At 67.5% G+C, this 22369-nt stretch carries 25 protein-coding genes and 1 tRNA gene; 16 read left to right on the top strand and 10 right to left on the bottom strand.

Annotated elements, in window-relative coordinates; translation table 11 throughout:
* Window positions 1–10 precede the first annotated feature (10 nt).
* The 3 genes from KOF26_RS00570 to KOF26_RS00560 all read left to right on the top strand — a co-directional run bounded on the left by KOF26_RS00570 (window position 11) and on the right by KOF26_RS00560 (window position 5069).
* Window positions 11–2659: a valine--tRNA ligase gene (locus KOF26_RS00570; RefSeq protein ID WP_216318360.1), complete on the top strand. Its 2649-nt coding sequence runs from the start codon at window positions 11–13 to the stop codon at window positions 2657–2659.
* The gene (locus tag KOF26_RS00565; protein ID WP_216318346.1) at window positions 2656–3072 is read left to right on the top strand and encodes a GNAT family acetyltransferase; all 417 of its coding nucleotides are present in this window, start codon (window positions 2656–2658) and stop codon (window positions 3070–3072) included. The genes KOF26_RS00570 and KOF26_RS00565 overlap by 4 nt, the downstream gene beginning before the upstream one ends.
* A gap of 551 nt (window positions 3073–3623) precedes the next feature.
* Entirely contained in the window at window positions 3624–5069 is a 1446-nt protein-coding gene (locus tag KOF26_RS00560; RefSeq protein ID WP_216318344.1) for an MATE family efflux transporter, read from the top strand.
* Here KOF26_RS00560 and KOF26_RS00555 read toward each other — a convergent pair whose 3' ends face one another.
* Entirely contained in the window at window positions 5070–5969 is a 900-nt protein-coding gene (locus tag KOF26_RS00555) for a diacylglycerol/lipid kinase family protein (protein WP_435876828.1), read from the bottom strand.
* A gap of 196 nt (window positions 5970–6165) precedes the next feature.
* Here KOF26_RS00555 and hemB point away from each other — a divergent pair, with 196 nt between their 5' ends.
* Complete coding sequence (gene hemB, locus KOF26_RS00550) at window positions 6166–7155, top strand: porphobilinogen synthase (RefSeq protein WP_216318338.1); 990 nt, start codon at window positions 6166–6168, stop codon at window positions 7153–7155.
* Here hemB and KOF26_RS00545 read toward each other — a convergent pair.
* Entirely contained in the window at window positions 7152–7652 is a 501-nt protein-coding gene (locus KOF26_RS00545; protein ID WP_216318335.1) for a hypothetical protein, read from the bottom strand. The genes hemB and KOF26_RS00545 overlap by 4 nt on opposite strands.
* Window positions 7653–7734: 82 nt before the next feature.
* Here KOF26_RS00545 and KOF26_RS00540 point away from each other — a divergent pair.
* Window positions 7735–7811: transfer RNA gene (locus KOF26_RS00540), tRNA-Arg, on the top strand.
* Window positions 7812–7911: 100 nt separating this feature from the next.
* On the opposite strand, the gene KOF26_RS00535 is transcribed toward KOF26_RS00540, so the two are convergent.
* Entirely contained in the window at window positions 7912–8445 is a 534-nt protein-coding gene (locus KOF26_RS00535) for a PEP-CTERM sorting domain-containing protein (protein ID WP_216318332.1), read from the bottom strand.
* Between the two features lie 216 nt (window positions 8446–8661).
* Here KOF26_RS00535 and KOF26_RS17255 point away from each other — a divergent pair, with 216 nt between their 5' ends.
* Window positions 8662–8790 (top strand): hypothetical protein, encoded by a 129-nt coding sequence (locus tag KOF26_RS17255; protein WP_301183099.1) that lies wholly within the window; start codon window positions 8662–8664, stop codon window positions 8788–8790.
* Window positions 8791–8875: 85 nt separating this feature from the next.
* Complete coding sequence (locus tag KOF26_RS00530; protein WP_216318329.1) at window positions 8876–9274, top strand: BLUF domain-containing protein; 399 nt, start codon at window positions 8876–8878, stop codon at window positions 9272–9274.
* Window positions 9275–9280: 6 nt separating this feature from the next.
* Here the strand turns inward: KOF26_RS00530 and KOF26_RS00525 are convergent, their stop codons facing one another.
* Window positions 9281–10207, bottom strand: coding sequence for a cupin domain-containing protein (locus tag KOF26_RS00525; RefSeq protein WP_216318326.1), 927 nt, complete (start codon window positions 10205–10207; stop codon window positions 9281–9283).
* A 246-nt stretch (window positions 10208–10453) separates the two neighbouring features.
* On the opposite strand from KOF26_RS00525, the gene KOF26_RS00520 reads away from it, so the two are divergent.
* Window positions 10454–10690 (top strand): hypothetical protein, encoded by a 237-nt coding sequence (locus KOF26_RS00520; RefSeq protein WP_216318323.1) that lies wholly within the window; start codon window positions 10454–10456, stop codon window positions 10688–10690.
* On the opposite strand, the gene KOF26_RS00515 is transcribed toward KOF26_RS00520, so the two are convergent.
* Window positions 10687–12069: a leucyl aminopeptidase family protein gene (locus KOF26_RS00515; RefSeq protein ID WP_216318320.1), complete on the bottom strand. Its 1383-nt coding sequence runs from the start codon at window positions 12067–12069 to the stop codon at window positions 10687–10689. The two genes, KOF26_RS00520 and KOF26_RS00515, sit on opposite strands and share 4 nt — an antisense overlap.
* Before the next feature lie 284 nt (window positions 12070–12353).
* Between KOF26_RS00515 and KOF26_RS16950 the strand changes: the two genes are divergently transcribed.
* The gene (locus tag KOF26_RS16950) at window positions 12354–13211 is read left to right on the top strand and encodes an Npun_F0296 family exosortase-dependent surface protein (protein ID WP_253200900.1); all 858 of its coding nucleotides are present in this window, start codon (window positions 12354–12356) and stop codon (window positions 13209–13211) included.
* Between the two features lie 565 nt (window positions 13212–13776).
* Here the strand turns inward: KOF26_RS16950 and rimO are convergent.
* From rimO to serS, 3 genes are all read right to left on the bottom strand, one after another.
* Window positions 13777–15126: a 30S ribosomal protein S12 methylthiotransferase RimO gene (gene rimO, locus KOF26_RS00505; protein WP_216318318.1), complete on the bottom strand. Its 1350-nt coding sequence runs from the start codon at window positions 15124–15126 to the stop codon at window positions 13777–13779.
* 476 nt (window positions 15127–15602) lie between these two features.
* The gene (surE, locus tag KOF26_RS00500) at window positions 15603–16370 is read right to left on the bottom strand and encodes a 5'/3'-nucleotidase SurE (RefSeq protein ID WP_216318314.1); all 768 of its coding nucleotides are present in this window, start codon (window positions 16368–16370) and stop codon (window positions 15603–15605) included.
* On the bottom strand, window positions 16370–17644 hold the full coding sequence (serS, locus tag KOF26_RS00495) for a serine--tRNA ligase (RefSeq protein WP_216318312.1): 1275 nt from the start codon (window positions 17642–17644) through the stop codon (window positions 16370–16372). The genes surE and serS overlap by 1 nt, the downstream gene beginning before the upstream one ends.
* 93 nt (window positions 17645–17737) lie before the next feature.
* Here serS and KOF26_RS00490 point away from each other — a divergent pair, with 93 nt between their 5' ends.
* From KOF26_RS00490 to KOF26_RS00470, 5 genes are all read left to right on the top strand, one after another.
* On the top strand, window positions 17738–18178 hold the full coding sequence (locus tag KOF26_RS00490; protein ID WP_216319843.1) for a host attachment family protein: 441 nt from the start codon (window positions 17738–17740) through the stop codon (window positions 18176–18178).
* 109 nt (window positions 18179–18287) lie between these two features.
* Window positions 18288–18839 (top strand): hypothetical protein, encoded by a 552-nt coding sequence (locus tag KOF26_RS00485; RefSeq protein WP_216318309.1) that lies wholly within the window; start codon window positions 18288–18290, stop codon window positions 18837–18839.
* Window positions 18840–19047: 208 nt separating this feature from the next.
* Window positions 19048–19494, top strand: a complete 447-nt coding sequence (gene dksA / locus KOF26_RS00480) for an RNA polymerase-binding protein DksA (protein WP_253200999.1) — start codon at window positions 19048–19050, stop codon at window positions 19492–19494.
* Window positions 19495–19569: 75 nt separating this feature from the next.
* Window positions 19570–19977, top strand: coding sequence for a PilZ domain-containing protein (locus KOF26_RS00475; RefSeq protein WP_216318303.1), 408 nt, complete (start codon window positions 19570–19572; stop codon window positions 19975–19977).
* A gap of 61 nt (window positions 19978–20038) precedes the next feature.
* On the top strand, window positions 20039–20467 hold the full coding sequence (locus tag KOF26_RS00470) for a PilZ domain-containing protein (protein WP_216318300.1): 429 nt from the start codon (window positions 20039–20041) through the stop codon (window positions 20465–20467).
* A 73-nt stretch (window positions 20468–20540) separates the two neighbouring features.
* Here the strand turns inward: KOF26_RS00470 and KOF26_RS00465 are convergent, their stop codons facing one another.
* Window positions 20541–20696 carry a YdcH family protein gene (locus tag KOF26_RS00465; RefSeq protein WP_216318297.1) on the bottom strand — a complete coding sequence of 52 codons (156 nt, stop codon included), beginning with the start codon at window positions 20694–20696 and terminating at the stop codon, window positions 20541–20543.
* A 184-nt stretch (window positions 20697–20880) separates the two neighbouring features.
* Here KOF26_RS00465 and KOF26_RS00460 point away from each other — a divergent pair, with 184 nt between their 5' ends.
* Window positions 20881–21078: a YdcH family protein gene (locus KOF26_RS00460; protein WP_216319840.1), complete on the top strand. Its 198-nt coding sequence runs from the start codon at window positions 20881–20883 to the stop codon at window positions 21076–21078.
* Window positions 21079–21219: 141 nt separating this feature from the next.
* On the opposite strand, the gene KOF26_RS00455 is transcribed toward KOF26_RS00460, so the two are convergent.
* On the bottom strand, window positions 21220–21690 hold the full coding sequence (locus KOF26_RS00455; protein ID WP_216318294.1) for an Hsp20 family protein: 471 nt from the start codon (window positions 21688–21690) through the stop codon (window positions 21220–21222).
* Window positions 21691–21879: 189 nt separating this feature from the next.
* Between KOF26_RS00455 and KOF26_RS00450 the strand changes: the two genes are divergently transcribed.
* Window positions 21880–22341 carry a DUF1465 family protein gene (locus tag KOF26_RS00450; protein WP_216318291.1) on the top strand — a complete coding sequence of 154 codons (462 nt, stop codon included), beginning with the start codon at window positions 21880–21882 and terminating at the stop codon, window positions 22339–22341.
* Window positions 22342–22369: the final 28 nt, after the last annotated feature.

Genomic DNA, 22369 nt, shown 5'->3' with positions numbered 1-22369 from the left:
CCGCCGCTGCATGACCGATCTGCCCAAGACCTTCGACCCCGCCGACATCGAGGCGCGCTGGTATGCCCATTGGGAAGGGGAGGGGCGGTTCCGCCCGTCCCGCCCTGCTGCCGAGCCGTTCACCATCGTCATGCCGCCGCCGAATGTCACCGGCTCGCTGCATATCGGCCATGCGCTCGACAACACGCTGCAGGATATCCTGACCCGCCATGCCCGCCTAAAGGGCAAGGACGCGCTGTGGGTCGTCGGCACCGATCACGCCGGCATCGCCACCCAGATGGTGGTGGAGCGCAAGCTTGAGGCCGAGGGCCGCAAGCGCACCGAGCTCGGCCGCGAGGCTTTTGTCGAGCATGTCTGGGCGTGGAAGGCGGAATCGGGCGGGGCGATCACCCGTCAGCTGCGCCGGCTGGGCGCATCCTGCGACTGGGCGAACGAGCGCTTCACCATGGACGAGGGCTTTTCGAAGGCCGTCGTCCATGTCTTCGTGGAGCTGCACCGGCGCGGGCTGCTTTATCGCGACAAGCGCCTCGTCAACTGGGACCCGCGCTTCCAGACCGCCATCTCCGATCTGGAAGTGGAGACGAAGGAAGTCGCCGGCAAATTCTGGCATCTCAGCTATCCGCTCGCCGACGGCTCCGGCGCGCTCTCCGTCGCCACGACGCGGCCGGAGACGATGCTGGCCGACATGGCGGTGGCGGTGAATCCGGAGGACGAGCGCTACCGGCATCTCGTCGGCAAAGAGGTGCGCCTGCCGATCACCGGTCGCCTGATCCCGATCGTCGCCGACGAACATGCCGATCCGGAGCTGGGCTCGGGCGCGGTGAAGATCACGCCGGGCCACGATTTCAACGATTTCGAGGTTGGCCGCCGCGCCGGCATCCGCCCCGCCGACATGCTCAACATGCTCGATGCCGCGGCGCGCATCGCCCAGACCGCGGACGGGCTGATCCCGGCCGAGCTGATCGGGCTGGATCGGTTCGCGGCGAGGCTGGCGATCGTCGCCCGGCTGGAGGCGGAGGGCCTGCTGGAGAAGGTCGAGGATCGCACCATCGCCACGCCCTATGGCGATCGTTCCGGCGTCGTCATCGAGCCGTGGCTGACCGACCAATGGTATGTCGATGCCGAAACGCTCGCCAAGCCGGCGCTGGAGGCGGTGCGGTCCGGCGCGATCAAGGTCGTGCCGGAGACGTGGAAGAAGACCTATTATAACTGGCTGGAGAATATCCAGCCCTGGTGTGTCAGCCGCCAGCTCTGGTGGGGGCACCAGATCCCCGCCTGGTATGGCCCGGACGGCACGGCCTATGTCGCCGAGACCGAGGCGGACGCGCAGGCGCAGGCCGGCGAGGGCGTGGCGCTGCGCCGCGATCCGGACGTGCTCGACACCTGGTTCTCGTCTGCGCTGTGGCCGTTCGGCACGATCGGCTGGCCGACGCAGAGCGAGGAGCTGTCGCGCCATTATCCGAACGACGTGCTGATCTCCGGCTTCGACATCCTGTTCTTCTGGGATGCGCGGATGATCATGCAGGGCATCGAATTCATGAAGGAGGTGCCGTTCCGCACGCTCTACCTTCATGGCCTCGTGCGCGACGCGCAGGGCCAGAAGATGTCCAAGTCGAAGGGCAACACCGTCGATCCGCTCGGCCTGATCGATCGCTATGGGGCCGACGCGCTGCGCTTCACGCTGGCAGCGATGGAGAGCCAGGGCCGCGACATCAAGCTCGATGAGAAGCGGGTCGAGGGCTATCGCAACTTCGCGACCAAGCTGTGGAACGCCGCCCGTTTCGCGCAGGCCAATGGCATCGGCGGCTCAAACACGCTGGAGCCGCCGGTCGCCGATCTGCCGGTCAATCGCTGGATCATCGCCGAGACGGTGCGCACCGTGCAGGCGCTGGACCTCGCGCTCGCCGACCTGCGCTTCGACGAGGCGGCGAACACCGTCTACCAGTTCGTCTGGGCGAGCTTCTGCGACTGGTATCTGGAGCTGATCAAGCCTGTTTCGAGCGACGTCGAAAAAGGCGGGATCGCCGACGAGACGAAGGCGGTGGCGGGCTGGGTGCTGGACCAGATCCTGGTCATGCTCCATCCGTTCATGCCGTTCATCACCGAGGAATTGTGGCACGCGCTCGGCGAGCGGGAGAGCGACCTGATCGTCGCCCGCTGGCCGATGGCGGACGCGCGCGCGCTCGATGCCGATGCCGCCGCGGAGATCGACTGGCTGATTCGCCTCGTCAGCGAGGTGCGGGCGGCACGCAGCAGCCTCAACGTGCCGCCGGGCGCGCGCATCCCCGCTCATATCCGGGATGCCGGCCCCTCGACACTGGCCCGGCTGGAGCGCAACGCCGCGGCCATCGCCCGCCTTGCCCGCATCCAGCCCGAGCTCGGCGACGCGCCGGCCGGCGGCTCCGCGCAGGTGCCGGTGGACGAGGCGACCTTCGTGCTGCCGCTGGAAGGGGTGATCGACATCGCCGCCGAGAAGGCGCGCCTCGCCAAGGCCGCCGAGGGTGCCGAGAAGGAGCGGGATGCGCTTGCCGGCCGGCTCGGCAATCCCGGCTTCGTCGAGCGCGCCAAGCCCGAGGCGGTGGACAAGGCCCGCGCCGATCATGCCGAGCGTTCCGCCGAGGCGGAACGGCTGCGGGCGGCCCTCGCCCGGCTGGGATGAGCCTGTCGATCGCGGACCTGACGCCCGAGGCGCCCGCCGCCGTTGCCCTGTGGCAGGCGGCGGGCCTCACCCGGCCGTGGAACGATCCCGCCGCCGACATCAACGCGGCGCTGGCCTGCGCCTCGTCAACGGTGCTCGCCGGCCATGACGAGGGCGGCCGGCTGATCGCGACGGTAATGGCGGGCTATGACGGCCATCGCGGCTGGCTCTATTACCTCGCCGTCGCCGGGGACCGGCAGGGCGAGGGGCTGGGCCGGCAAATGGTCGCAGCGGCGGAAGGCTGGCTTGCCGGGCAGGGCGCCCCGGTCGTCCGACTCATGGTCCGTACCGACAACGCTCCGGTCGCGGCCTTTTACGAACGTCTCGGCTACGAGCCGAGCGAGGTGCGGGTGTTGGGGCGTCGGCTGTCATGATCGTGCTGGCTCCGTAACGATTCTGCTGTTACGGGAGGATCTGCCTCGGGGGCCGGGGAGTCGTCCTGCCCGTCAAAGCCGGCACGTCCATAGTCCGCCGGGCCGAGGTCAGGAATCCGGCGCCGGTAGAGCCGCCGTCCGGCATAGAAGGTCGCGGCGAGATGTCTGGCCTTTCCGGAGTTCGCCCTGAGCCCGGGGGAAAACCGTCCCGGCTATCAGCGCTGGCACGTGCGACGTCCGCCACGCCGGGGCGCGCCGGGGTATCCCGACCTATCCGTGCGTACTGAGTTGAGGCTGAGCCTGTCGAAAGTCGCATTGAAGGGCGGGCGAGACGCGACGACCCTTCGGTACGGCATTTCGACAAGCTCGATGCCTCAGGGCGACGGTATCGGGGGACAATGCGCGTGCTCCGGGACAGCCCTGCCACTCGCCTCCCGTTTAACGAGACGGGAGGCATCGCGCCATCGCGCGCCTCCCCGCAAACGCGACTGGACAGCCGTCCTCCGTCGCTCCATCCCGGCGCACCGGATTCGCGGGAGGGGGATGGCGGCATGCGCGGCAATGCAGGAGCAAACCTCACCACCGGGCCGATCACCCGCACCCTGCTCGCCTTCGCCGTGCCGACCCTGCTGTCGAACGTGCTGCAATCGCTGAACGGGTCGATCAACGCCGTGTGGGTCGGCCGTTTCCTCGGCGAGGATGCGCTCGCCGCCACCTCGAATGCCAACATCATCATGTTCCTGATGTTCGCCACCATCTTCGGTTTCGGCATGGCCGCGACGATCATCGTCGGCCAGAATTGGGGCCGGGGGGATCGCGACATGGCCCGCCGTGCCATCGGCACGGCGGTCGGCACATTGTTCATGCTGTCGCTGGTGGTGGCGGTGGCCGGCTGGCTGGCGACGCCGACCTTGCTGTCGCTGATGGCGACCCCGGGCCACGCCATGCCGCTCGCCGCCGCCTATATGCGGGTGATCTTCGCCGTAATGCCGGCCAGCTTCGTCAGCGTCGTGCTGATGATGGGCCTGCGCGGAACCGGCGATTCACTCACCCCTCTCTGGTTCATGGGGCTGAGCGCGGTGCTGGATGCAGGCCTCAACCCCGTCTTCATTCTCGGTCTCGGCCCGGCGCCGCGCCTCGGCATCGCCGGTTCGGCGGTGGCGACGGCGATCGCCGGCTATGCGAGCCTCGCCGCCCTCCTCACCTATGTCTACTCGCGCGACCTGCCGCTGCGGCTGCGTGGGCGCGAGCTTCGTTATCTGGTCCCCGACCCGGCGCTGCTCCGCATCATCCTCGCCAAGGGGCTGCCGATGGGGTTGCAGATGATCGTCGTCTCGCTGTCCCAGATCTCGGTGATCGGCATCGTCAACCGCCAGGGCGTGGTGACCACGGCCGCCTATGCCGTCACCACCCAGCTATGGACCTATGTGCAGATGCCGGCGCTGGCGCTGGGTGCGGCGGTCAGCGCCATGGCGGCGCAGAATATCGGCGCCGGCCGCTGGGACCGGGTGCAGCGCGTCACCCGCTCGGGCGTGTGGTGCAACGTGGTGATGACGGGCGTGCTGGTGACCGTGCTGACCGTGATCGACGCCCACGCCCTCGGCCTGTTCCTCGGCGCCAACAGCCCGTCGCTGCCGATCGCCCAGCATATTCAGCGGGTGGCGAGCTGGGGTTTCGTGCTGTTCGGCGTCACGTTCGTGCTGTTCGGCACGGTGCGCGCCAACGGCGCCGTCTATGGGCCGCTGGTGATTCTGTTCATCGCCCTGTTCCCGGTGCGGCTGGGACTGATGGTGTCGCTGCTGCCTTATTATGGCGCCGAGGCGATCTGGTGGACGATCCCGATCAGTTCGCTGACCTCGATGCTGCTGTCTCTTGCCTATTATCGCTGGGGCAAATGGCGCGGAGGGCCGCTGCTTACCGTCACCGACCCCGACGAGGCGAGCGAGCAATCCGAGGGCGATGCCGAGCCCGCCGGGAGAATGAAGCCCGCCGGCTGATCAATCGGCCGGCGCTGCCACCTCGATCACGCCTGCCGCGATGCGGGCGGTGACGGGGGTGCGCGCCAGCACCTCGCCGTCGATCGACAGCGGCAGGCGGGGTTCGGTGGCGATGCGCAGGCTCGCCCCGCGGAACTCCCGCACCGTTTGCTTGCGGCTGCGCAGTCGCAGCAGGCTGGCAAGCCAGCTCCAGATCAGCCGGTGACGCGAGCGGCCCTCGACCGCCTGGACCACGATCTCCCCGGAGGCGACATCGGCGCCCTCCACCATCTCCGTGCCGCCGTGAAAGGGGCCGTTGGCGATGCGCACCTCCAGCGCGTCCATGGTCACCGCCGCGGCGCCCTCGCCGATGGTCAGGCGGAAGGGCCGAAAGCGCGCCATCTTCCACGCTCCCCAGGCGAGATAGCCCGGCCGGCCGAGCCAGCGCTTGAGGCCGTGGGGCACGGTGTCTGCGACCAGCGGCGGCACGCCCAGCGTCGCGCAATTGGCGAAATAGTCCTTGTCGATCATGCCGAGGTCGATGCGCCGCCGGCGCCCCCCGGCGATCACCGCCACTGCCCCGTCGAGATCAATCGGAATGCCCAAGGTCCGCGCGAAGCTGTTCGCGGTGCCGAGCGGCAGCAGCGCGAAGACCGTATCCGTGCCGGCGACATGATCCACCGTAGCCGACAATGAGCCGTCGCCGCCGCCGACGATGACCATCGGCGCGCCCTCTGCCACGGCGTCGCGCACCAGCTCGGGCAGCCGGCGCGGATCGCGAACCGAATGGCTTGCGATCAGCGTGATGCCGGCGTGCTCCAGCTTTTCCCTCGCCGAGCGGAACAGCTTCTCCCCCTTGCGGGACCGGGTGTTGACGATGAGCACCGCGGAGCGGGGAAGGGGGCTGGCCATTGCGCTCATAACGCGGCCGTGCCGCTCCGGGTCCAACGGAACCGGTCCGTCATTGTTCACGTTCTTGTCCCGCAACGATGCGAAGGAGACCGCCCCGTGAAAGGCATTATGTTGTGGCTGATCGGCATTCCGATCCCCATCATCATCCTTCTTTACCTGTTCGTTTTCCGCTGACCTGAGCCGGACGGAGCGCTACAGGGCGGGGATGACCAGCTATCCCGCCCTCCGCCTCCGCCGGACCCGCATCGCCCCGTGGAGCCGCGCGCTCGTCGCCGAGACGGTGCTGACGCCCTCCGACCTCATCTGGCCGCTGTTCGTCACGGATGGTTCCGGCGTCGAGGATCCGATCGCAACACTGCCCGGCGTGTCGCGCTGGTCGGTCGATCGCGCGGTGGAGCGGGCAAGGGAAGCGCGGGAGCTGGGCATTCCGTGCCTCGCCCTGTTCCCCAATACGCCGCGGGACCTGCGCACGGAGGATGGGCGGGAGGCGCTCAATCCGGACAATCTGATGTGCCGCGCCATCCGCGCCATCAAGGACGCAGTGCCGGAGGTGGGCGTGCTCACCGATGTCGCGCTCGATCCCTATACCAGCCATGGCCATGACGGTCTGGTCGACGCCGCCGGCCGCGTCCTCAACGACGAGACGATGGCCGTGCTCGTCGATCAGGCGCGCGTCCAGGCCGAGGCCGGCGCCGACATCGTTGCCCCGTCGGACATGATGGACGGCCGCGTTGGCGCCATCCGTCAGGCGCTGGAGGCGGACGGGCGGCAGGACGTCCAGATCATGGCCTATTCCGCCAAATATGCCTCCGCCTTCTACGGCCCGTTCCGCGACGCGGTCGGCTCGCGCGGCCTGCTCAAGGGCGACAAGCGCGGCTACCAGATGGATCACGCCAACAGTGACGAGGCACTACGCGAGGTGGCGCTCGATCTCGCCGAGGGCGCGGACACGGTGATGGTGAAGCCGGGCCTGCCCTATCTCGACATCATCCGCCGTGTGAAGGATCGGTTCGAGGTGCCGGTGTTCGCCTACCAGGTGTCCGGCGAATATGCGATGATCGAGGCCGCCGCCGCTGCCGGCGCGGGGGACCGCGACGCGCTCGTGTTGGAAACGCTGATGGCGTTCAAGCGGGCGGGGTGCTCCGGCGTGCTCACCTATCACGCCGCCCATGCGGCGCGGCTCCTCGGCGCCTAGCGCGCCGCGAAGAGCGCGTTCATCGCCGCATATTTTTCGGCCTGCGCCGCCTCCAGCGCGGCGGCGCGCGCATAGGCGCTTTCCAGCGCAGGATCAGGCGCCGCATAGCCGCGTGCCATGCGCTGGTCATCCAGCGTCTGCAGCGCGTCCGAGGTCGCCAGCCGCGCCGCCTGTAGCCGCGACAGAGCCTGTTGCGCGTCGAGCCAGGGCTCGCTGCCGGCCTCCCGCGCGGCACCCGCGCGGATCACCGGCGCGACCGTGTCCAACAATTCGGTGAACGCCCGGTCGCCCGCCTCTGCGGCAGCAAGGGCGGTGCGCGCGGCCGAATCGGCGGCGGGATCGGTAGCGGCCGGTGGCGGCGCCTCGGTCTGCGGCGCGGAGGCGACGTCCAGCTTCTCGATCGGGCGCGGCGACAGAGATGGAAAGGGCTCCGAAGAACCGGCGCAACCCGCCAGCGCCACGGCGGCAAGGAGAAGGACGGGGCGGAGCGCGCTCATGGCCACGGCTTTGGCGATGAGGAAAGATTATTGCAACGGGGTTGCGCTCCGTCGAAGGCGCGGCTAGTGCCCCTCCCACAGCGCGCCCGTAGCTCAGCTGGATAGAGCATCAGACTACGAATCTGAGGGTCGGACGTTCGAATCGTTCCGGGCGCGCCAAGATTTCATGACGACGTGGGTAGCGGCTTGAGGGTTCGACCTCGCCGCGCTCACTTTGCCGGAAATACGTCGGATCTGCCTGAGCCTGTCTGTCCGCCGGTCAGCTGATCGCAGCCGTGCCCGCCTGGTCTTTGCGCAGGGAAATGCCGACCGCGGCAAAGCCGATGATGAGCAACATCCACAATGCCGGCTCGGGCACGGCCGAACTGAAGTTCAGTTCGATGACGGTGTCGCTGTTGTAAGTCAGCCCGCCCCAGTCGAGCCTCAGTTCATTACCAGACAAGGTCACCCGGCTGGCGTCAAATCCGGACAGATTCGTCATGCCGCTGATCGTCACGCCGTTGAATTGGGCAAACGCGGCGCTGGTGAATACCAGCCCGTTAAAAGGCTGGACGCCGAAGGTCGGGTTGTCGAGGCTGGTCGTGAAGTCCAGGTCGAGCGCTGCCGCGGAGAAGTCCACGCCGATAGACGTCACGTTTTCGATCCAGACGACCGATTCCTGGCCCGCGCCAACCGTGAAGGACTGCGGGATATAGCTGGCCTGCGCATAGGGCGTTGCGAGATCGGGATAATAATATTGCTCGCTTATCGTCCCGCCGATGAATGTCGCCGCCGAAGCGGGAAGGCTGATCATGATCAGCGAGGTCGTAGCCAAGCTACGCGTAAGATACGTCATAAAGTCCCCCGTATCTATCTATGCATACTATTTAACCCATTTCTTGGCGTCATCAAAATACCGAGGATTGCGGCGGCTGGTCGTAGGGCGACTCGCCGAAGCCCGGCCGCGCTGGCTTTTTTCGCGCAGCCCAAACTGCATTCGTTCGTTGGAGCCGCGAGAGGAGACGAGATCATGGCGACAACCCCGGAAAACGCAAATACCGACACCGAGCAGCAACCGACCGAGGACGAGGAGAGCGGCGCACTCGAAGAGGCGCAGGAAGAGGCCGCCGAAGAGCGCAAGGAGGGCGGCTATCAATAGACCGCCTGGGGGTCGCCACCCGCGACCCCCGCTTCATCAATTGCTAACCGTCTGGGGCGATACAGGGGCGAGTCAGGATTTCGACATGCGCCAGATCGTCTACATCAGCACAGCATCGCGCGCGCTCGCGCCGGCCGAGGTCGATCGCATCCTGACGGTCTCGCAGGCGAACAACCGCCGCGACGGCATTACCGGGCTGCTCTATTTCGACGGCCGGCGCTTCCTGCAGGCGATCGAGGGCGACGGGCCGATGCTCGACCGGGTGCTGATGCGCATCCGCGCCGATGATCGGCATCGCGCCGTCGTCCTCCTGTCGGACCGGAGCGTTGCGTCGCGGGAGTTCGGATCGTGGGCGATGGCCAGCCGCCACAGCCATGACGACGCCGAGGCCTTTCTCGCCCAGGTGTCGCGCCTGGTGGCGACCGCCTCCCCGAATGTGCGCGGCACGTTCGAGGGGCTGGCCGCCGCCCGCCGCGCCGCCTGAGCGCAACTAGCGCGCGGCGCGCGGCTTCGCCATCGGCGGGCCCCCCGGCCACCCCGGGCGCTTCTCGTTCGGATTGCGATAGGAAATATAGAGCCAGATTTCCGGGTTGCTCGTCAGGTTCATCGACGAGTGGACGGTGATGCCGTTCGGCGGCGCGAGGAAGGCGCCGGTGCCGTCGATCTTGCGGATCTCGCTGCCGAGGATCGCATAGCCGGTGTCCGCGCCGACCTTGACCCAGATCTCCTCGACCCCTTCCGAATGGGCGTGCGGGCCAGCATAGGTGCCGGGCGGGATGAGGATCGGCGAGATGGTAATGTTGACGCCGTCGCTCAACCCGAACATTGGCTTGCCCGAATGCACCCAATGGGCGCGGCGCTCGTTCAGCGGCGATTTGTCGCTGTCGATCACCTTGATCGGCTGGGCCACCTTCAGCCCGTCATTCTTCGACCAGCTTAGCATGATCATGCTCAACTTGCCGTCGCCGGTGTTGACGAAATGCTGCGCGGTGCCGGGGGCGAGAAGAATGCCGACGCCTTTATGAAGATCATAGGCCTGGGTACCCGGGCCGGTATCGACCCTGCCGACGCCGTCCTGCACATAATAGAACATGACCTTTGAGGACGCTTCGGTCCCGGTCTCGTAATGCGGCTCCAGCGTGGCGAGCGAAAGGTCGTCACGATATTCGAGCACCGCACCGGCGGGGCCGGGCTTATAGGGGTCGCCCGCGCGCAACATCGACTGCGTCATCAGCCCGTTGAAGATCCTGGCGAACGCGGTTTGCGGATAGCCGATGAACTGATCGATATCGACGCCGCTCTCCTGGTTGCTCGGAAGCTCGGTGATCGAGGTATAGTAGGAGTGATCTGCCTTGAGGCGCGGCGCGTCATCCGCCAGCGCAGGGTGGAGCGGCAGCGCCGCAATCGTTGTCATCATCACTACGACGAACTTGCGGCATCCCATCTCGTATCCCCGATTGCTGAAGGGCGGCACGACCTCCCCAGGCCCATCTGATCGGCGCGAACGGTGATTTGCGCAAGGCCGGCGACGAACGCGGCACGGCATATTGGCGAGGGCGGTCATCTCGATGGCGTTCGCGCCGCATGTCAATTTACCTTGCCTTAGGAACTGATCCCGCACCCTGCCCCGGTCGCAATCCGGGGTGAGACAGGGAGGAGCGACATGAGTGTGGTGAAGCCGGGGCGCCGGGGATCGCGGCGCAAAAGGGTGCTCAGCGAAGAGGACCGGGTGCTGCTGCGCCTCGGTCTTGTCCGATGCTACTGGATGGGGGCGCTGTGCGTCGGGCTCGGCTGGTTTTTCTTCGCCCGGCTTCCCGGATTCGGCGGCCTCGTCACCGGGATGATCGCGCTGATCCTTGCGGTCGTCTTCTGCTTCGGGCCGCGAAGGAGCGGCGGCTAGCCGAAGCGCCGGCGCAGCATCTCCCACACCGCCATCAGGCCAAGCGCCTCGCCGCCGCGCGGGCGGCCCGGCCTGGCGGCGGGCATCCAGGCGAACGTGTCGAGGTGCGCCCATGGCGTGCCGTCGGGCACAAAACGGTTGAGGAACAGCGCCGCCGTGACGGCGCCGGCGAACGGCCCGTCGGCCGCATTGCCGATGTCCGCCAGGTCGGATTTCAGCATTTCGGCATAGGGTTGCCACAGCGGCAGTCGCCATAACGGGTCGCCAGAGGCGTCGGCGGCGGCGAGCAGGTCGGCGGCGAGGCTGTCGTCATTGGAGAAAAGCGCCGGCAGGTCCGGGCCGAGCGCGACCCGCGCCGCACCGGTGAGGGTCGCGAAGTCGACGATCAAATCCGGCTCGCCCTCCAGCGCCCTAGTCAGCGCGTCGGCAAGGATCAGCCGGCCCTCGGCGTCGGTGTTGCCGATCTCGACGGTGACGCCGTTGCGGCTGGCCAATATGTCGCCGGGACGGAAGGACGCCGCCGACACTGCATTCTCCACGGCTGGCACCAGCATGTGCAGCCGCACCGGCAAGCGCGCCTCCATCACCAGCCGTGCGAGGGCGATGGCGTGCGCCGCCCCGCCCATATCCTTCTTCATCAGGCGCATGCCCGAGGACGGCTTGATATCGAGCCCGCCCGAATCGAAGCATACGCCCTTGCCGATGATGGCGAGGCGCGGGTGATCGGGATTGCCCCAGTCGAGTTCGATCAGCCGCGGCGCGCGATCCGCGGTCGCGGCGCGTCCGACGGCGTGGATCATCGGATAGCCCTCGGCGAGCGCCTTGCCGTCGGTGACGGTCAGTTCCGCCCCGCACCCCGCCGCCGCCTGCTGCGCCGCCGCCACGAGATCGGCAGGCCCCATGTCCGAGGCCGGGGTGTCGACGAGATCGCGGACCAGCGCCACCGCCTGCGCGAGACGCACCGTCTCCTCGATGCGCGCGACATCGGTGACGATCAGCACGCGCTCGGGCTGTGGATCGGGCGACAGGCGATAACGTTCGAAACGATGCTGGGCGAGCAGCCAGCCGAGCCCGGCCAGCGGCGCGATGGCCGGCGCGGCGCGATAGGTGCCGGCGGGCAGCTTGGCCACTGCCGGCGCGATATCCCAGGGGCCGGGCTTGGCCGGCAGGCCGAGCGCCGCCTCCCAATCATCGGCGCCATCGCCCGGCAGCATCGCGAACTCCCCCGGCTTTGCCTCGAAGCGCTGGGCGGCAACAGCGGCGCGCACCCGCTCCGGCTGCCCGCGCAGCCAGCCGTCCAGATCATCCTTGCGCAGCAAATGGAGACGGTGGGCAGGCTGGCCGAGGTCGGGCTGGAGGAGGGCGGCGAAGTCGGTCATCGGCGGCTCGGTCGGATCGGAGGGAAGGGGTTTCGCTTATGTGGGCGATCGCGCGCCATTGATCCAGCCCATGTCCGCCCGCGGAGCGGAAACGGCGGCTGCGCAGTGACGGGCGACAGATCAAGTACAAAAAATCGAAACCGATGTATCGAAATCATACACGCAATGCATCGTAATCTGCGTTGATAAGAATGCGTAAAATCCTCATATGAATCGTCCGTCACGGAACGGGGATTTTGGAGTGCGCCGGCTCCGCCTCCATGCGATGCGAGAGGGGAGTGAGAATGCGTAATCGGATTTTGCTGACGTCGGCGGCCGCCATGGCGCTGCTGGGTGCGTCCGCGGCGCCGGCGGCGCTGCCGGCGGGATGGCAGGTGACCATCGAGGCGCCGAAGGCGACGACTGGCCCGGCCGCAAAATATTTCGATTCCTACGGCAGCGAGACGTTTGACGGGTGGGCGACGGACAGTTCGGTCGGCGTGACCACTTATTATGCGGAGAGGGCGACGGACTTTGGTGGCAGCGCCATCAACGGCACCTATCATGACGTCTACGCCCATAATGCCGATCAGTTCGGTGGCGCGGGCGGCAGCGACTACGTCGTCGCTGGATTGTCGAGCGGCCAGACATCCTATTCGTTGAGCCTGAATGACACACAGTCGGACAATGGCAACGTCAATTATTTTGGCTTCTGGCTGTCCGCGCTGGACCAGTATAACACCCTGATATTCCGGGACGGCGGCGTTACCGTCGCGACGTTCGCGCAGGCCGATGTGCTCGCGCTGGTCAGCACGATGCCGGATTATTACGGCAATCCGTACACCGGGCTGAATGCCGGCGAGCCTTATGTCTTCCTCAATTTCCTCGATCTGGCCGGCGCCGGGTTTGACGAGATCATATTCTCCGAGCCGACCTCCACCGCGGGCTATGAATCCGATAATCACACGGTTGGCTGGTTCAACACCAAGGAGAACCCGGGCGGCCTTATCGATCCCGAGCTTTGCGAGAGCGGCGACAGCTCGTGCATCGTCGTCCCGCCGTCGGCGGTGCCGGAGCCGGCGACCTGGGCAATGCTCATCCTCGGTTTCGGGGTGGTCGGCACGGGGATGCGTCGCCGCCGACTGACGCCTCGCCTCGCCTGACACGGGGCGGCCGAACCGGCCCAGCGTGGCGAGGAGGATGGGGAGACCGGGCGACCATTCCCTTCCTCTCGTCATGCTGAACGCGATTCTAGCATCCACGGCTCCACAGGCGCCGGCGAGCGCGGCTGAATGGACCCTGAATCAAGTTCAGGGTGACGGATCGGGCGGAGGCGACCGGGCGTCCATGGCGTCCCGCCCGTCATGCTGAACTTGATTCAGCATCCACGGCCCCACAGGCGCCGGCGGGCGTGGCTGGATGGACCCTGAATCAAGTTCAGGGTGACGGATCGGGCGGAGGCGACCGGGCGTCCATGGCGTCCCGCCCGTCATGCTGAACGCGATTCCAGCATCCACGGCTCCACAGGCGCCGGCGAGCGTGGCTGGATGGACCCTGAATCAAGTTCAGGGTGACGGGTGGGCGGAGGCGACCGGACGTCCATTCCGTCCCTCCCGTCATGCCAGCATTCCGCCACAGGCGCCGGCGTGCGCGGCGGAGTGGATCCTGATGCCAAGGCTGAGGGGTGCGGCCGAGCGTCCCATCACCACCGGTCAGCCCGGCCTCGTCTCAGCGCGCGGCGGGCACTCCGTAGAGATCATGTTCGTCCGCATCCTCGATCGTCACCGGGATGATATCGCCCGGCGCGACATCGCCGACATCGCGGAGATAGACCGCGCCGTCGATCTCCGGCGCGTCGGCCTGCGAGCGGCCGGTTGCGCCGCGCGCGCCGTCCTCGTCCGGCTCGCCCACCTCGTCGATGATCACGTCCAGAACGCGGCCGACCCTGGCGGCCAGCTTGGCCGCGGAAATGGCGGCGGTCTTCGCCATCAGTCGCTGATAGCGTTCCTCCTTCACTGACTCAGGCACCGGGTCCGGCAGGCTGTTGGCGGCAGCGCCGGCGACCGGCTCGAACCGGAACGCGCCGACGCGGTCGAGCTGGGCTTCGTCCAGCCAATCCAGCAGATACTGGAAATCCGCCTCGGTCTCGCCGGGGAAGCCGACCACGAAGGTCGAGCGGATGGCGATGTCCGGGCAGATGGCGCGCCAGCTCCTCAGCCGCTCCAGCACCCTGGCCTCGTTGGCCGGGCGCTTCATCGCCCGCAGCACATTCGGCGCGGCGTGCTGAAACGGGATGTCGAGATAAGGCAGCACCAGCCCCTCGGCCATCAGCGGGATCACCCGGTCGACATGCGGATAGGGATAGACATAATGGAGCCGCACCCACGCGCCGAGCTTGCCCAGCTCGCGCGCGAGATCGGTCATGTGCGCGCGTACCGGCGCGCCCTTCCACGGCCACTCGGCATGCTTCAGGTCGAGGCCGTAGGCGGAGGTGTCCTGGCTGATCACCAGCAACTCGCGCGTGCCTGCGGCGACCAGCTTTTCCGCCTCGCGCAGGATCGCATCCGGGCGGCGGCTGACGAGATCGCCGCGCAGCGCCGGAATGATGCAGAAGCTGCACCGGTGATTGCAGCCTTCGGAGATCTTCAGATAGCTGTAATGGCGCGGTGTCAGCTTGAGGTCGCGATCCGGCACCAGGTTGAGATAGGGCGAGGCCGGCATCGGCGCGGCTTCGTGCACGGCGCCGACCACCTGCTCATATTGATGTGCGCCGGTAACGGCGAGCACCTGCGGGAAGCGGGCGCGGATCGTCTCCGCCTCCTGACCCATGCAGCCGGTGACGATGACGCGGCCATTTTCGGCGATCGCCTCGCCGATCGCCTCCAGGCTCTCTTCCTTCGCGCTGTCGAGAAAGCCGCAGGTGTTGACGAGCACCACGTCGGCACCGGCATAGTCTGGCGACATGGCATAGCCGTCCGAGCGGAGCTTGGTGAGGATACGCTCGCTGTCGACGAGATTCTTCGGGCAGCCGAGCGAGACCATGCCGACTTTGGGCGCGGGGGGCAGAGTGATTTCCATGAGAAGGCGCGCATATAGTCGAAGACGCGGCGCATTTCGAGGGGGCGCGCGTGCCGAAACCGGGGCGGGTGCGCGGCGTGGCTGACGAGGGCGGACAATGGCGGCGGCGACTCGGCGCTGGGCCATCCCGGCGAGCTGGAGATGCGCCGTCGCTTTCCGGGGCGCATCCACTGGGATGCGTTCAGGCTCGGGGGGACGGGGCGATCCGTGGTCGGGCCGGGGCGGGCGCGATTCATCCGCCCCATCTGGCCGTTGGCGCAGGCGGTCCTCGCCGTCATGGTCGAGCAGGCGTGTGGCAATTGCCCGGCCCCGCATCCCGCGCATGACGATGGCGTCCGAAAGCGGCGCGCCTTATTGACGTTCGGCCGTCGAAAGCGGCCGCCATCCGTGCGCCGCTCTCGTTCGCCGTACGCCGAGCTTGGCCGGTCCAGCGTCCATGCCGCCACAGCCTGTCGAAGCCGTGTCGGCGGGTGTCGTCAGGCTTCGAAACGGGCCGCCAGCGCCGCCAGCGACGGTTCGTGAGTGAGGTCGAGATGGAGCGGCGTCACGGCGACATAGCCTTCGGCCACGGCGGCAAGGTCGCTCTCCGGGACGGTCGTATCCTCGAGAATGCCGAGGCCGAACCAGTAATAGTCATAGCCGCGCGGGTCGGTGCCGCGCACGATGCGCAGCCGGCCATAGTCGCGCATGCCCTGCCGGCAGACCCGGATGCCGCGCACCTGTTCGGCGGGCAGCGCCGGGAAGTTGACGTTGACCAGCGTGTGGCGCGGCATGGGCTCGGCGATGAGCGGCCGCAGCACCCGCTCGCCCCATCGGGCGGCGGCGTCGAACGGCACGCGATCGCCCATGCCCTCCTGCGAATAGACCTGGCTGAGCGCGATCGAGGGCACGCCGGCCAGCGCGCCTTCCATCGCCGCCGAGACGGTGCCCGAATAGGTGACGTCCTCGGCGAGGTTGGCGCCGCGATTGACGCCGGACAGGATCAGGTCCGGCGGATTGTCCTTCATGATCAGGCCCAGGCCCATCATCACCGCGTCCGTCGGCGTCCCGGTGACGGCGAAGCGCCGCGCGCCGCGTTCGCGCAGCCGCAGCGGGCGGGTGAGGGTGAGCGAGTGGCCGGCGCCGGAATTCTCCTCGGCGGGCGCGACCACAGTGACATCATCGGAGAGCGTCGCGGCGATCGCCTCCAGCACCTTGAGGCCCGGCGCCTCGATGCCATCGTCATTGGTGAGCAGGATGCGCATCAGGGCCGCAGCGCTTCGAGCCCGCCCATATAGGGTCGCAGCACCTCGGGCACGCGCACCGATCCGTCCGCCTGCTGGTAATTCTCCAGCACGGCGACGAGCGTGCGGCCGACGGCCAGCCCCGAGCCATTCAGCGTGTGGACGAAGCGCGTCGCCTTCTCGTTCGGCGTGCGGAAGCGGGCGGCCATGCGCCGCGCCTGGAAGTCGCCGCAATTCGAGATGCTGGAAATCTCGCGCCAGCGCTGCTGGCCGGGCAGCCATACTTCGAGATCGAAGGTCTTGCGCGCGGAGAAACCCATGTCGCCGGTGCACAGCAGCATGCGGCGATAGGGCAGCTCCAGCCGCTCGAGGATGGTCTCGGCGGCGCGTGTCATCTCCTCATGCACCATGTCCGAGCGATCGGGATGGGCGATCGCCACCAGCTCCACCTTGTCGAACTGGTGCTGACGGATCAGCCCGCGCGTATCGCGGCCGGCCGCACCCGCCTCGGAGCGGAAGCACGGCGTCAGCGCGGTGAAGCGCAGCGGCAGCGCCGCCTCGTCGAGGATCTGCTCGCGCACGAGGTTGGTCAGCGATACCTCGGCGGTGGGGATCAGCCAGCGGCCGTCGGTGGTGTGGAACAGGTCTTCGGCGAATTTGGGAAGCTGGCCCGTGCCGAACATCGCCTCGTCGCGCACCAGCAGCGGCGGCGCCACCTCGGTGAAGCCATGCTCCCCGGTCTGCACATCAAGCATGAACTGGCCGAGCGCCCGCTGCAGCCGCGCCATCGCCCCGCGCAGCACCGCGAAGCGCGCGCCGGACATCGCCGCCGCCCCTTCGAAATCCAGGCCGAGGGGTGCGCCGACATCGAAATGCTCGCGCGCGGGGAAGCCGAAGTCGCGCGGCTCGCCGACCTGTTTCTCCACGGCATTGTCGTTTTCGTCGGCGCCCTGCGGCACGTCGGCGGCGGGCAGGTTGGGAATGGCGGCCAGCGCCTCGTCCAGCGCGGTCTCGGCCGCCCTGGTGTCGGCCTCGATCTCGGGCAGCCGCTCCTTCAGCGCCGAAACCTCGGCCATCAGCGCCTCGGCGGCGGCGTGGTCCCCGCTGGCCTTGGCCTGGCCGATCAGCCTGGAGGCTTCGTTGCGGCGGGTCTGGGCGGCCTGAGCATCGGCGACGGCGCCGCGGCGGCGCTCGTCCAGCGCCAGCAGAGCGTCGGCGGCAGGGGCCAGTCCGCGCCGGGCCAGCGCGGCGTCGAAGGCGGCGGGATCGTCCCGGATGGCGCGTATGTCGTGCATCGCCGCGCTATGGCCGCGCCGGCGGGGCGAAGCAACCGCAAGCGACGCTCCCACGTTGATGGCAGGCAACATCGTTGGACAAGGAGCAGTTCGGTGCAGCTTTCCCATGACAGCGTCGTGCTGGTGGCCGACGGGCGCAAGATGCTGTTCTTCCGCAACGAGGGCGACGCGGATTATCCGACGCTGTCCCTCATCCGCGAGAAAAGCCAGCATAACCCGGATCATAACGAGCAGGCCACAGATCTCGCCGGGCGCGGCGCAGGCACGCCGCAACATCGCGGCGGTTCGATGGAGGAAGTCGACTTCCACCAGCAGGAAGAGGATCGCTTCGCCGCACAAGCCGCTGAAATGCTGAAGAAACGCGCGATGGCGGGCGAATATCAGAGCCTGATCGTGGTCGCCCCGCCGCGGACGCTCGGTGCGCTGCGTAAACACTATCATCCCGAAGTGACCCAGCGCCTTGTCGGCGAGGTCGCCAAGGATCTGACGGGCCATCCCGTGCAGGAGATCGAGAGGCTGTTGACGTCGGAATGATCGTCGGACGCGGCGGATTCCGCCGTGCTTTCGGCTCGACTCGTCGCGCGACGATCATCAACCACGATTCGTCGCTTATATTGAACGCAAATCTTGGAAAGGAGTTGAAATGCGAGGCTTTTTCTATTCGACCGCGGCGATCGTCGGAGCACTGACCGCCACCGCAACGGTGGCGCAGCAGCCTGCGGCGCCGGCCGCCGCCGCTCCGAACGTGACGCAGGGCGCCTCCGTCTTTGACGTGCAGGGCGGCACTGTCGGCACCATCGAATCCGTGGAAGGCACCAACGCCGTCCTTGCCACCACGAAGAGCAAGGTCAAGATTCCGGTGAGCGCATTCGCGCAGGGCGACAAGGGCCTGTTGCTCGGGATGACCGCCGAGCAGGTTGACGCCGCCGCCGGCGCCGCCGCGCCGCAGGCGAGCGCCGCGCCCGGCCCGGCCAAGCTCGAAAAGGGCATGGCCGTGAACGACGCCAAGGGCCAGCCGGTCGGCACGATCGAGGAGGTCGAATCCGACTTCGCCGTCGTCGCCACCCAGAAGAACAAGGTTCGGCTGCCGCTCACCGCGTTCGCGGATGCGGGCAATGGCCCGATCATCGGCATGAGCGCCGCCGAACTGGACGCCGCCGCCGAGGCGGCCAAGCCGAAGACCGGTGCCAACTAACCGCACCGCAGCAAAATACTAAGCATCTGCAATACAATGATGGGCCGCGGCGGGACAAACCGCCGCGGCCCTTTTTCTCACCCGGATGACGTCTTGTATGGCTCGTGCGCGGTGGCTATAGGGCGCGCCACGGGGCATCGGGTGTGGGCTGAACTGGCCTGCGAATCCCGCGGGTGCGGAGAGCGTGATGGCGACGACGACCGACGTTATGGGTCACGATCCCGAGGAGGGCGACGGCGTCGAACATTGGCCTGGCGAGGGTTATCGCCCCGCCGCCGACGAGCCGTTCATGAATCCCCGCCAGCTCGAATATTTCCGCAACAAGCTTCTCACCTGGAAGGAATCGATCCTCAAGGAAGCGCAGGGCACGCTGGCCCAGCTTCAGGTCGATTCGATGCGCGAGCCTGACATCACCGATCGCGCCTCCAGCGAGACGGACTGGTCGATCGAGCTGCGCACCCGCGATCGCCAGCGCAAGCTCATCTCCAAGATCGATGCGGCGCTCCGCCGGATCGAAGACGGCGAATATGGCTATTGCGAAGTCACCGGCGAACCGATTTCGCTCGGCCGGCTCGAAGCCCGACCGATCGCAACCATGACGGTCGAGGCGCAGGAGCGCCACGAACGCAACGAGAAGGTCTCGCGCGACGAATAGCGCGGCGCCGCCCCTGACATTTCCTTAACATTCATCGTGCATTCCGGCACCTTGTCGCAACAAGGGGTTTTGGAAATGGACGCGCCGGCCGGTTCGGGGGCTGCCCAGGGTCATTCGGAAGGCGGCGACAAGCGCGCCTCCGCACGGGACAGCGTGCTGCGCCTGTGGACGCTCCGCGTCGAGGGCGATGCCGGCGCCGCGCCGATCTCGATCCGTGTCCGCAATATCTCCGCCGGCGGGCTGATGGCCGAGTGCGATCACCTCTTTACCCCGGCCGAACGCGTGGCGCTGGAGGTGAGCGGCGTCGGGCTGGTGCGCGGCATGATCGCCTGGTCGGATGAGGATTGCGTCGGCATCGCTTTCGATCGCGCGATCAATCCGAAGGCGGCGCGCCGGCCGATCGGCGGCGGCATGATGACCTCGACCATCCAGGCGGTGCCGCGCATGGCCCGCCGCCCTCGCATGCCGCGGGTGAATTCCTAACGGATTCTTAAGCATTTTCGTGCTTCTCTAGCCCCGTGTTGTCAGACACGGGGTGATAGCGATGGAAGACCTGCGTCTTCTTGGGTCCGATGCCGGTGACGGCGGAGGGTCCGAGGTCGTGGATAATGGCGGCGCGCCGGACAAGGGCTGGCAGCGTGCCTCGGTGCGGGAAAGCATGTTGTTGCTGGCGAACCTGCGCGCCGAGGCCGACCCCGGCGCCGCGCCGCTCTCCATCCGCGTCCGCAATCTATCTGCCGGCGGGCTCATGGCCGAATGCGAGCGGTGCTTCGTGCGCGGTGAGCGCGTCGCGGTGGAGCTGCGCGGCATCGGCGCGGTGACGGGGGTGGTCGCCTGGGCCGGCAATGGCCGGATGGGCATCGCCTTCGATCGCGCCGTCGATCCGAAGGCGACGCGGCGCCCGGTCGGGGGCAGCATGATGACGTCGAAGATCGTGGTGGCCCATGACGGGCGGCGGCCGGGGCTTCGCTAGGCGATCCTTGCCCCTTTTGCGGTCGTCCCCGGAGCCGGGTCCAGCCCGGCCCGGCTCCGAAGACAGCGGTCGGCTAGATGCCGAGCAGCATTTCCTTGATCTTTAGCTTCTGCTTCTTGAGCCGGGCGAGCAGCGCTTCATCCGGCGAGGGGCGCTGGCGTTCGGCAGCGATGCGGGCGTCCAAGCCGGCATGCTTCGCGTTGAGGGCGGCCGAATGGGAAGAATCCATGCGTCTATCTCCTCTTGTTGGGGGATGGAGTAACGCATCTTTCCAAGCGCTTGTCGCCTGACAATTTCGTGCGAATCGATGAAGCGTGGCTTTCAGCGCGCGGGGCGATCAACACTTTCGCTCGGCTTCGCAGGCGCCTAGACTCCCCCGGACTGGGCGGTGGACAGGGAGGCGCAAAGGCGTGCTGGACGGAAATGACGCGCGGCGCCGGCTGGCTCATCTTGCTCAGGAACATGGCGATCTCGATGCCGCGATCGCCGCGTTGCAAGGCAGCGCCGTACCCGACCAGCTCCAGATCGCCCGGCTGAAAAAGCGCAAGCTTCGCCTCAAGGACGAGATCACGCTCCTTCAGGACCAGAGCATTCCGGACATCATCGCCTAGGGCGACCGGTCCTTTCCGTCACCCGCTCAACCAACGCGCTCGTCGGAAGGCGTATCGAAGGGTCGCTGCGGCTGACCCTTCGATACCAGGCTTCGACTTCGTCCAGCCTCGTTGCAGGCGGGCGGGGGCAGGACAGCGGCGTTACGCCGCTTCGGCCCGTTCCCCTTCGATCGTCGGCTGCGCCGGGGTGGCCTCGCCGATCTCGATCTTGCGGGGCTTCTTGTGCTCGGGCACCTGCCGCGTCAGCTCGATGTTGAGCAGGCCCGCCTCATAGCCGGCGCCGGTCACCTTGATGGTGTCGGCAAGCTGGAAGCGGCGCTCGAAGGCGCGCTTGGCGATGCCGCGATGCAGGAACTGGCGCGCGGCGTCCTCGCCGGAGGCGTCGGCCCGGCCGGTGATGACGAGCATGTTGTCCTGCACGACGATATCGAGCTCGTCGCGGGTAAAGCCGGCGACGGCCATCGAGATGCGATAGGCGTCCTCGCCCAGCTTCTCGATATTATAAGGGGGATAGGCATCGCCTTCGCCGCGCGTCGCGAAATCGACGAGGCGGTTCAGATTCTCGAAGCCGATCGAGGAGCGCAGCAGCGGCGCGAAATCATAGGCACGCATGTTCTCAATCCCTTTCTGGCGAGTGAGTCCAAATCAGGCCCGCGGGCGTCCCGCCGGGTCGGCCGGTCGCGCCCCGTAGCCGGCAACGCGATCGACGGCGGTGAGATAGGTGTTGCCGCGTGGCCCGCAAGATCGGGAAAGTGGGTTAATGCGCTTCCGCCCGGCGCGCGCTCATGTCATGCCGCGGGAATGAGCAACCTGTTCCAGCGCAGCGCGATGACATCGCGGCTGATCGATTCGCTCTATGTCGAGGCGATGGTGCTCGCGGATGAGGCGCGCGCCTATTTCGACGCGCGCGAGCTTAGCGAGCGCGAGACGCTCTCGCCGGAACTGCGCGTGACCTTCGCCTGCGAGTCGCTGAAGGTGACGACCCGGCTGATGCATGTCGTCGCCTGGTTGCTCACCCGCCGCGCCGAGGCCGCCGGCGAGCTCGATCGCAGCGAGGCAACCTCGCCGGAGCGGCGGCTTGGCTTCGCCGCGCCGAGCGAAGCCGACTCCATCGCTCCGCTTCCCAAGGGCGCCCGCGACACGATCGCGTCGAGCAGCGATCTCTACGCCCGCGTCGCCCGCCTCGATGCCGAGCTCGACGCGGTCGAGCCGGTCAGTCCGGCCCGCGACCTGCTCGGCCGGCTCGAGGTGGCGCGGTTCTAAGTCCCACCGGGCCTATCCGCGCCTATTT

It is taken from the genome of Sphingomonas quercus (assembly GCF_018863195.1).
Taxonomy (GTDB): Bacteria; Pseudomonadota; Alphaproteobacteria; order Sphingomonadales; family Sphingomonadaceae; genus Solisphingomonas; species Solisphingomonas quercus.
This window is presented reverse-complemented; position numbering and strand designations above follow the sequence as displayed.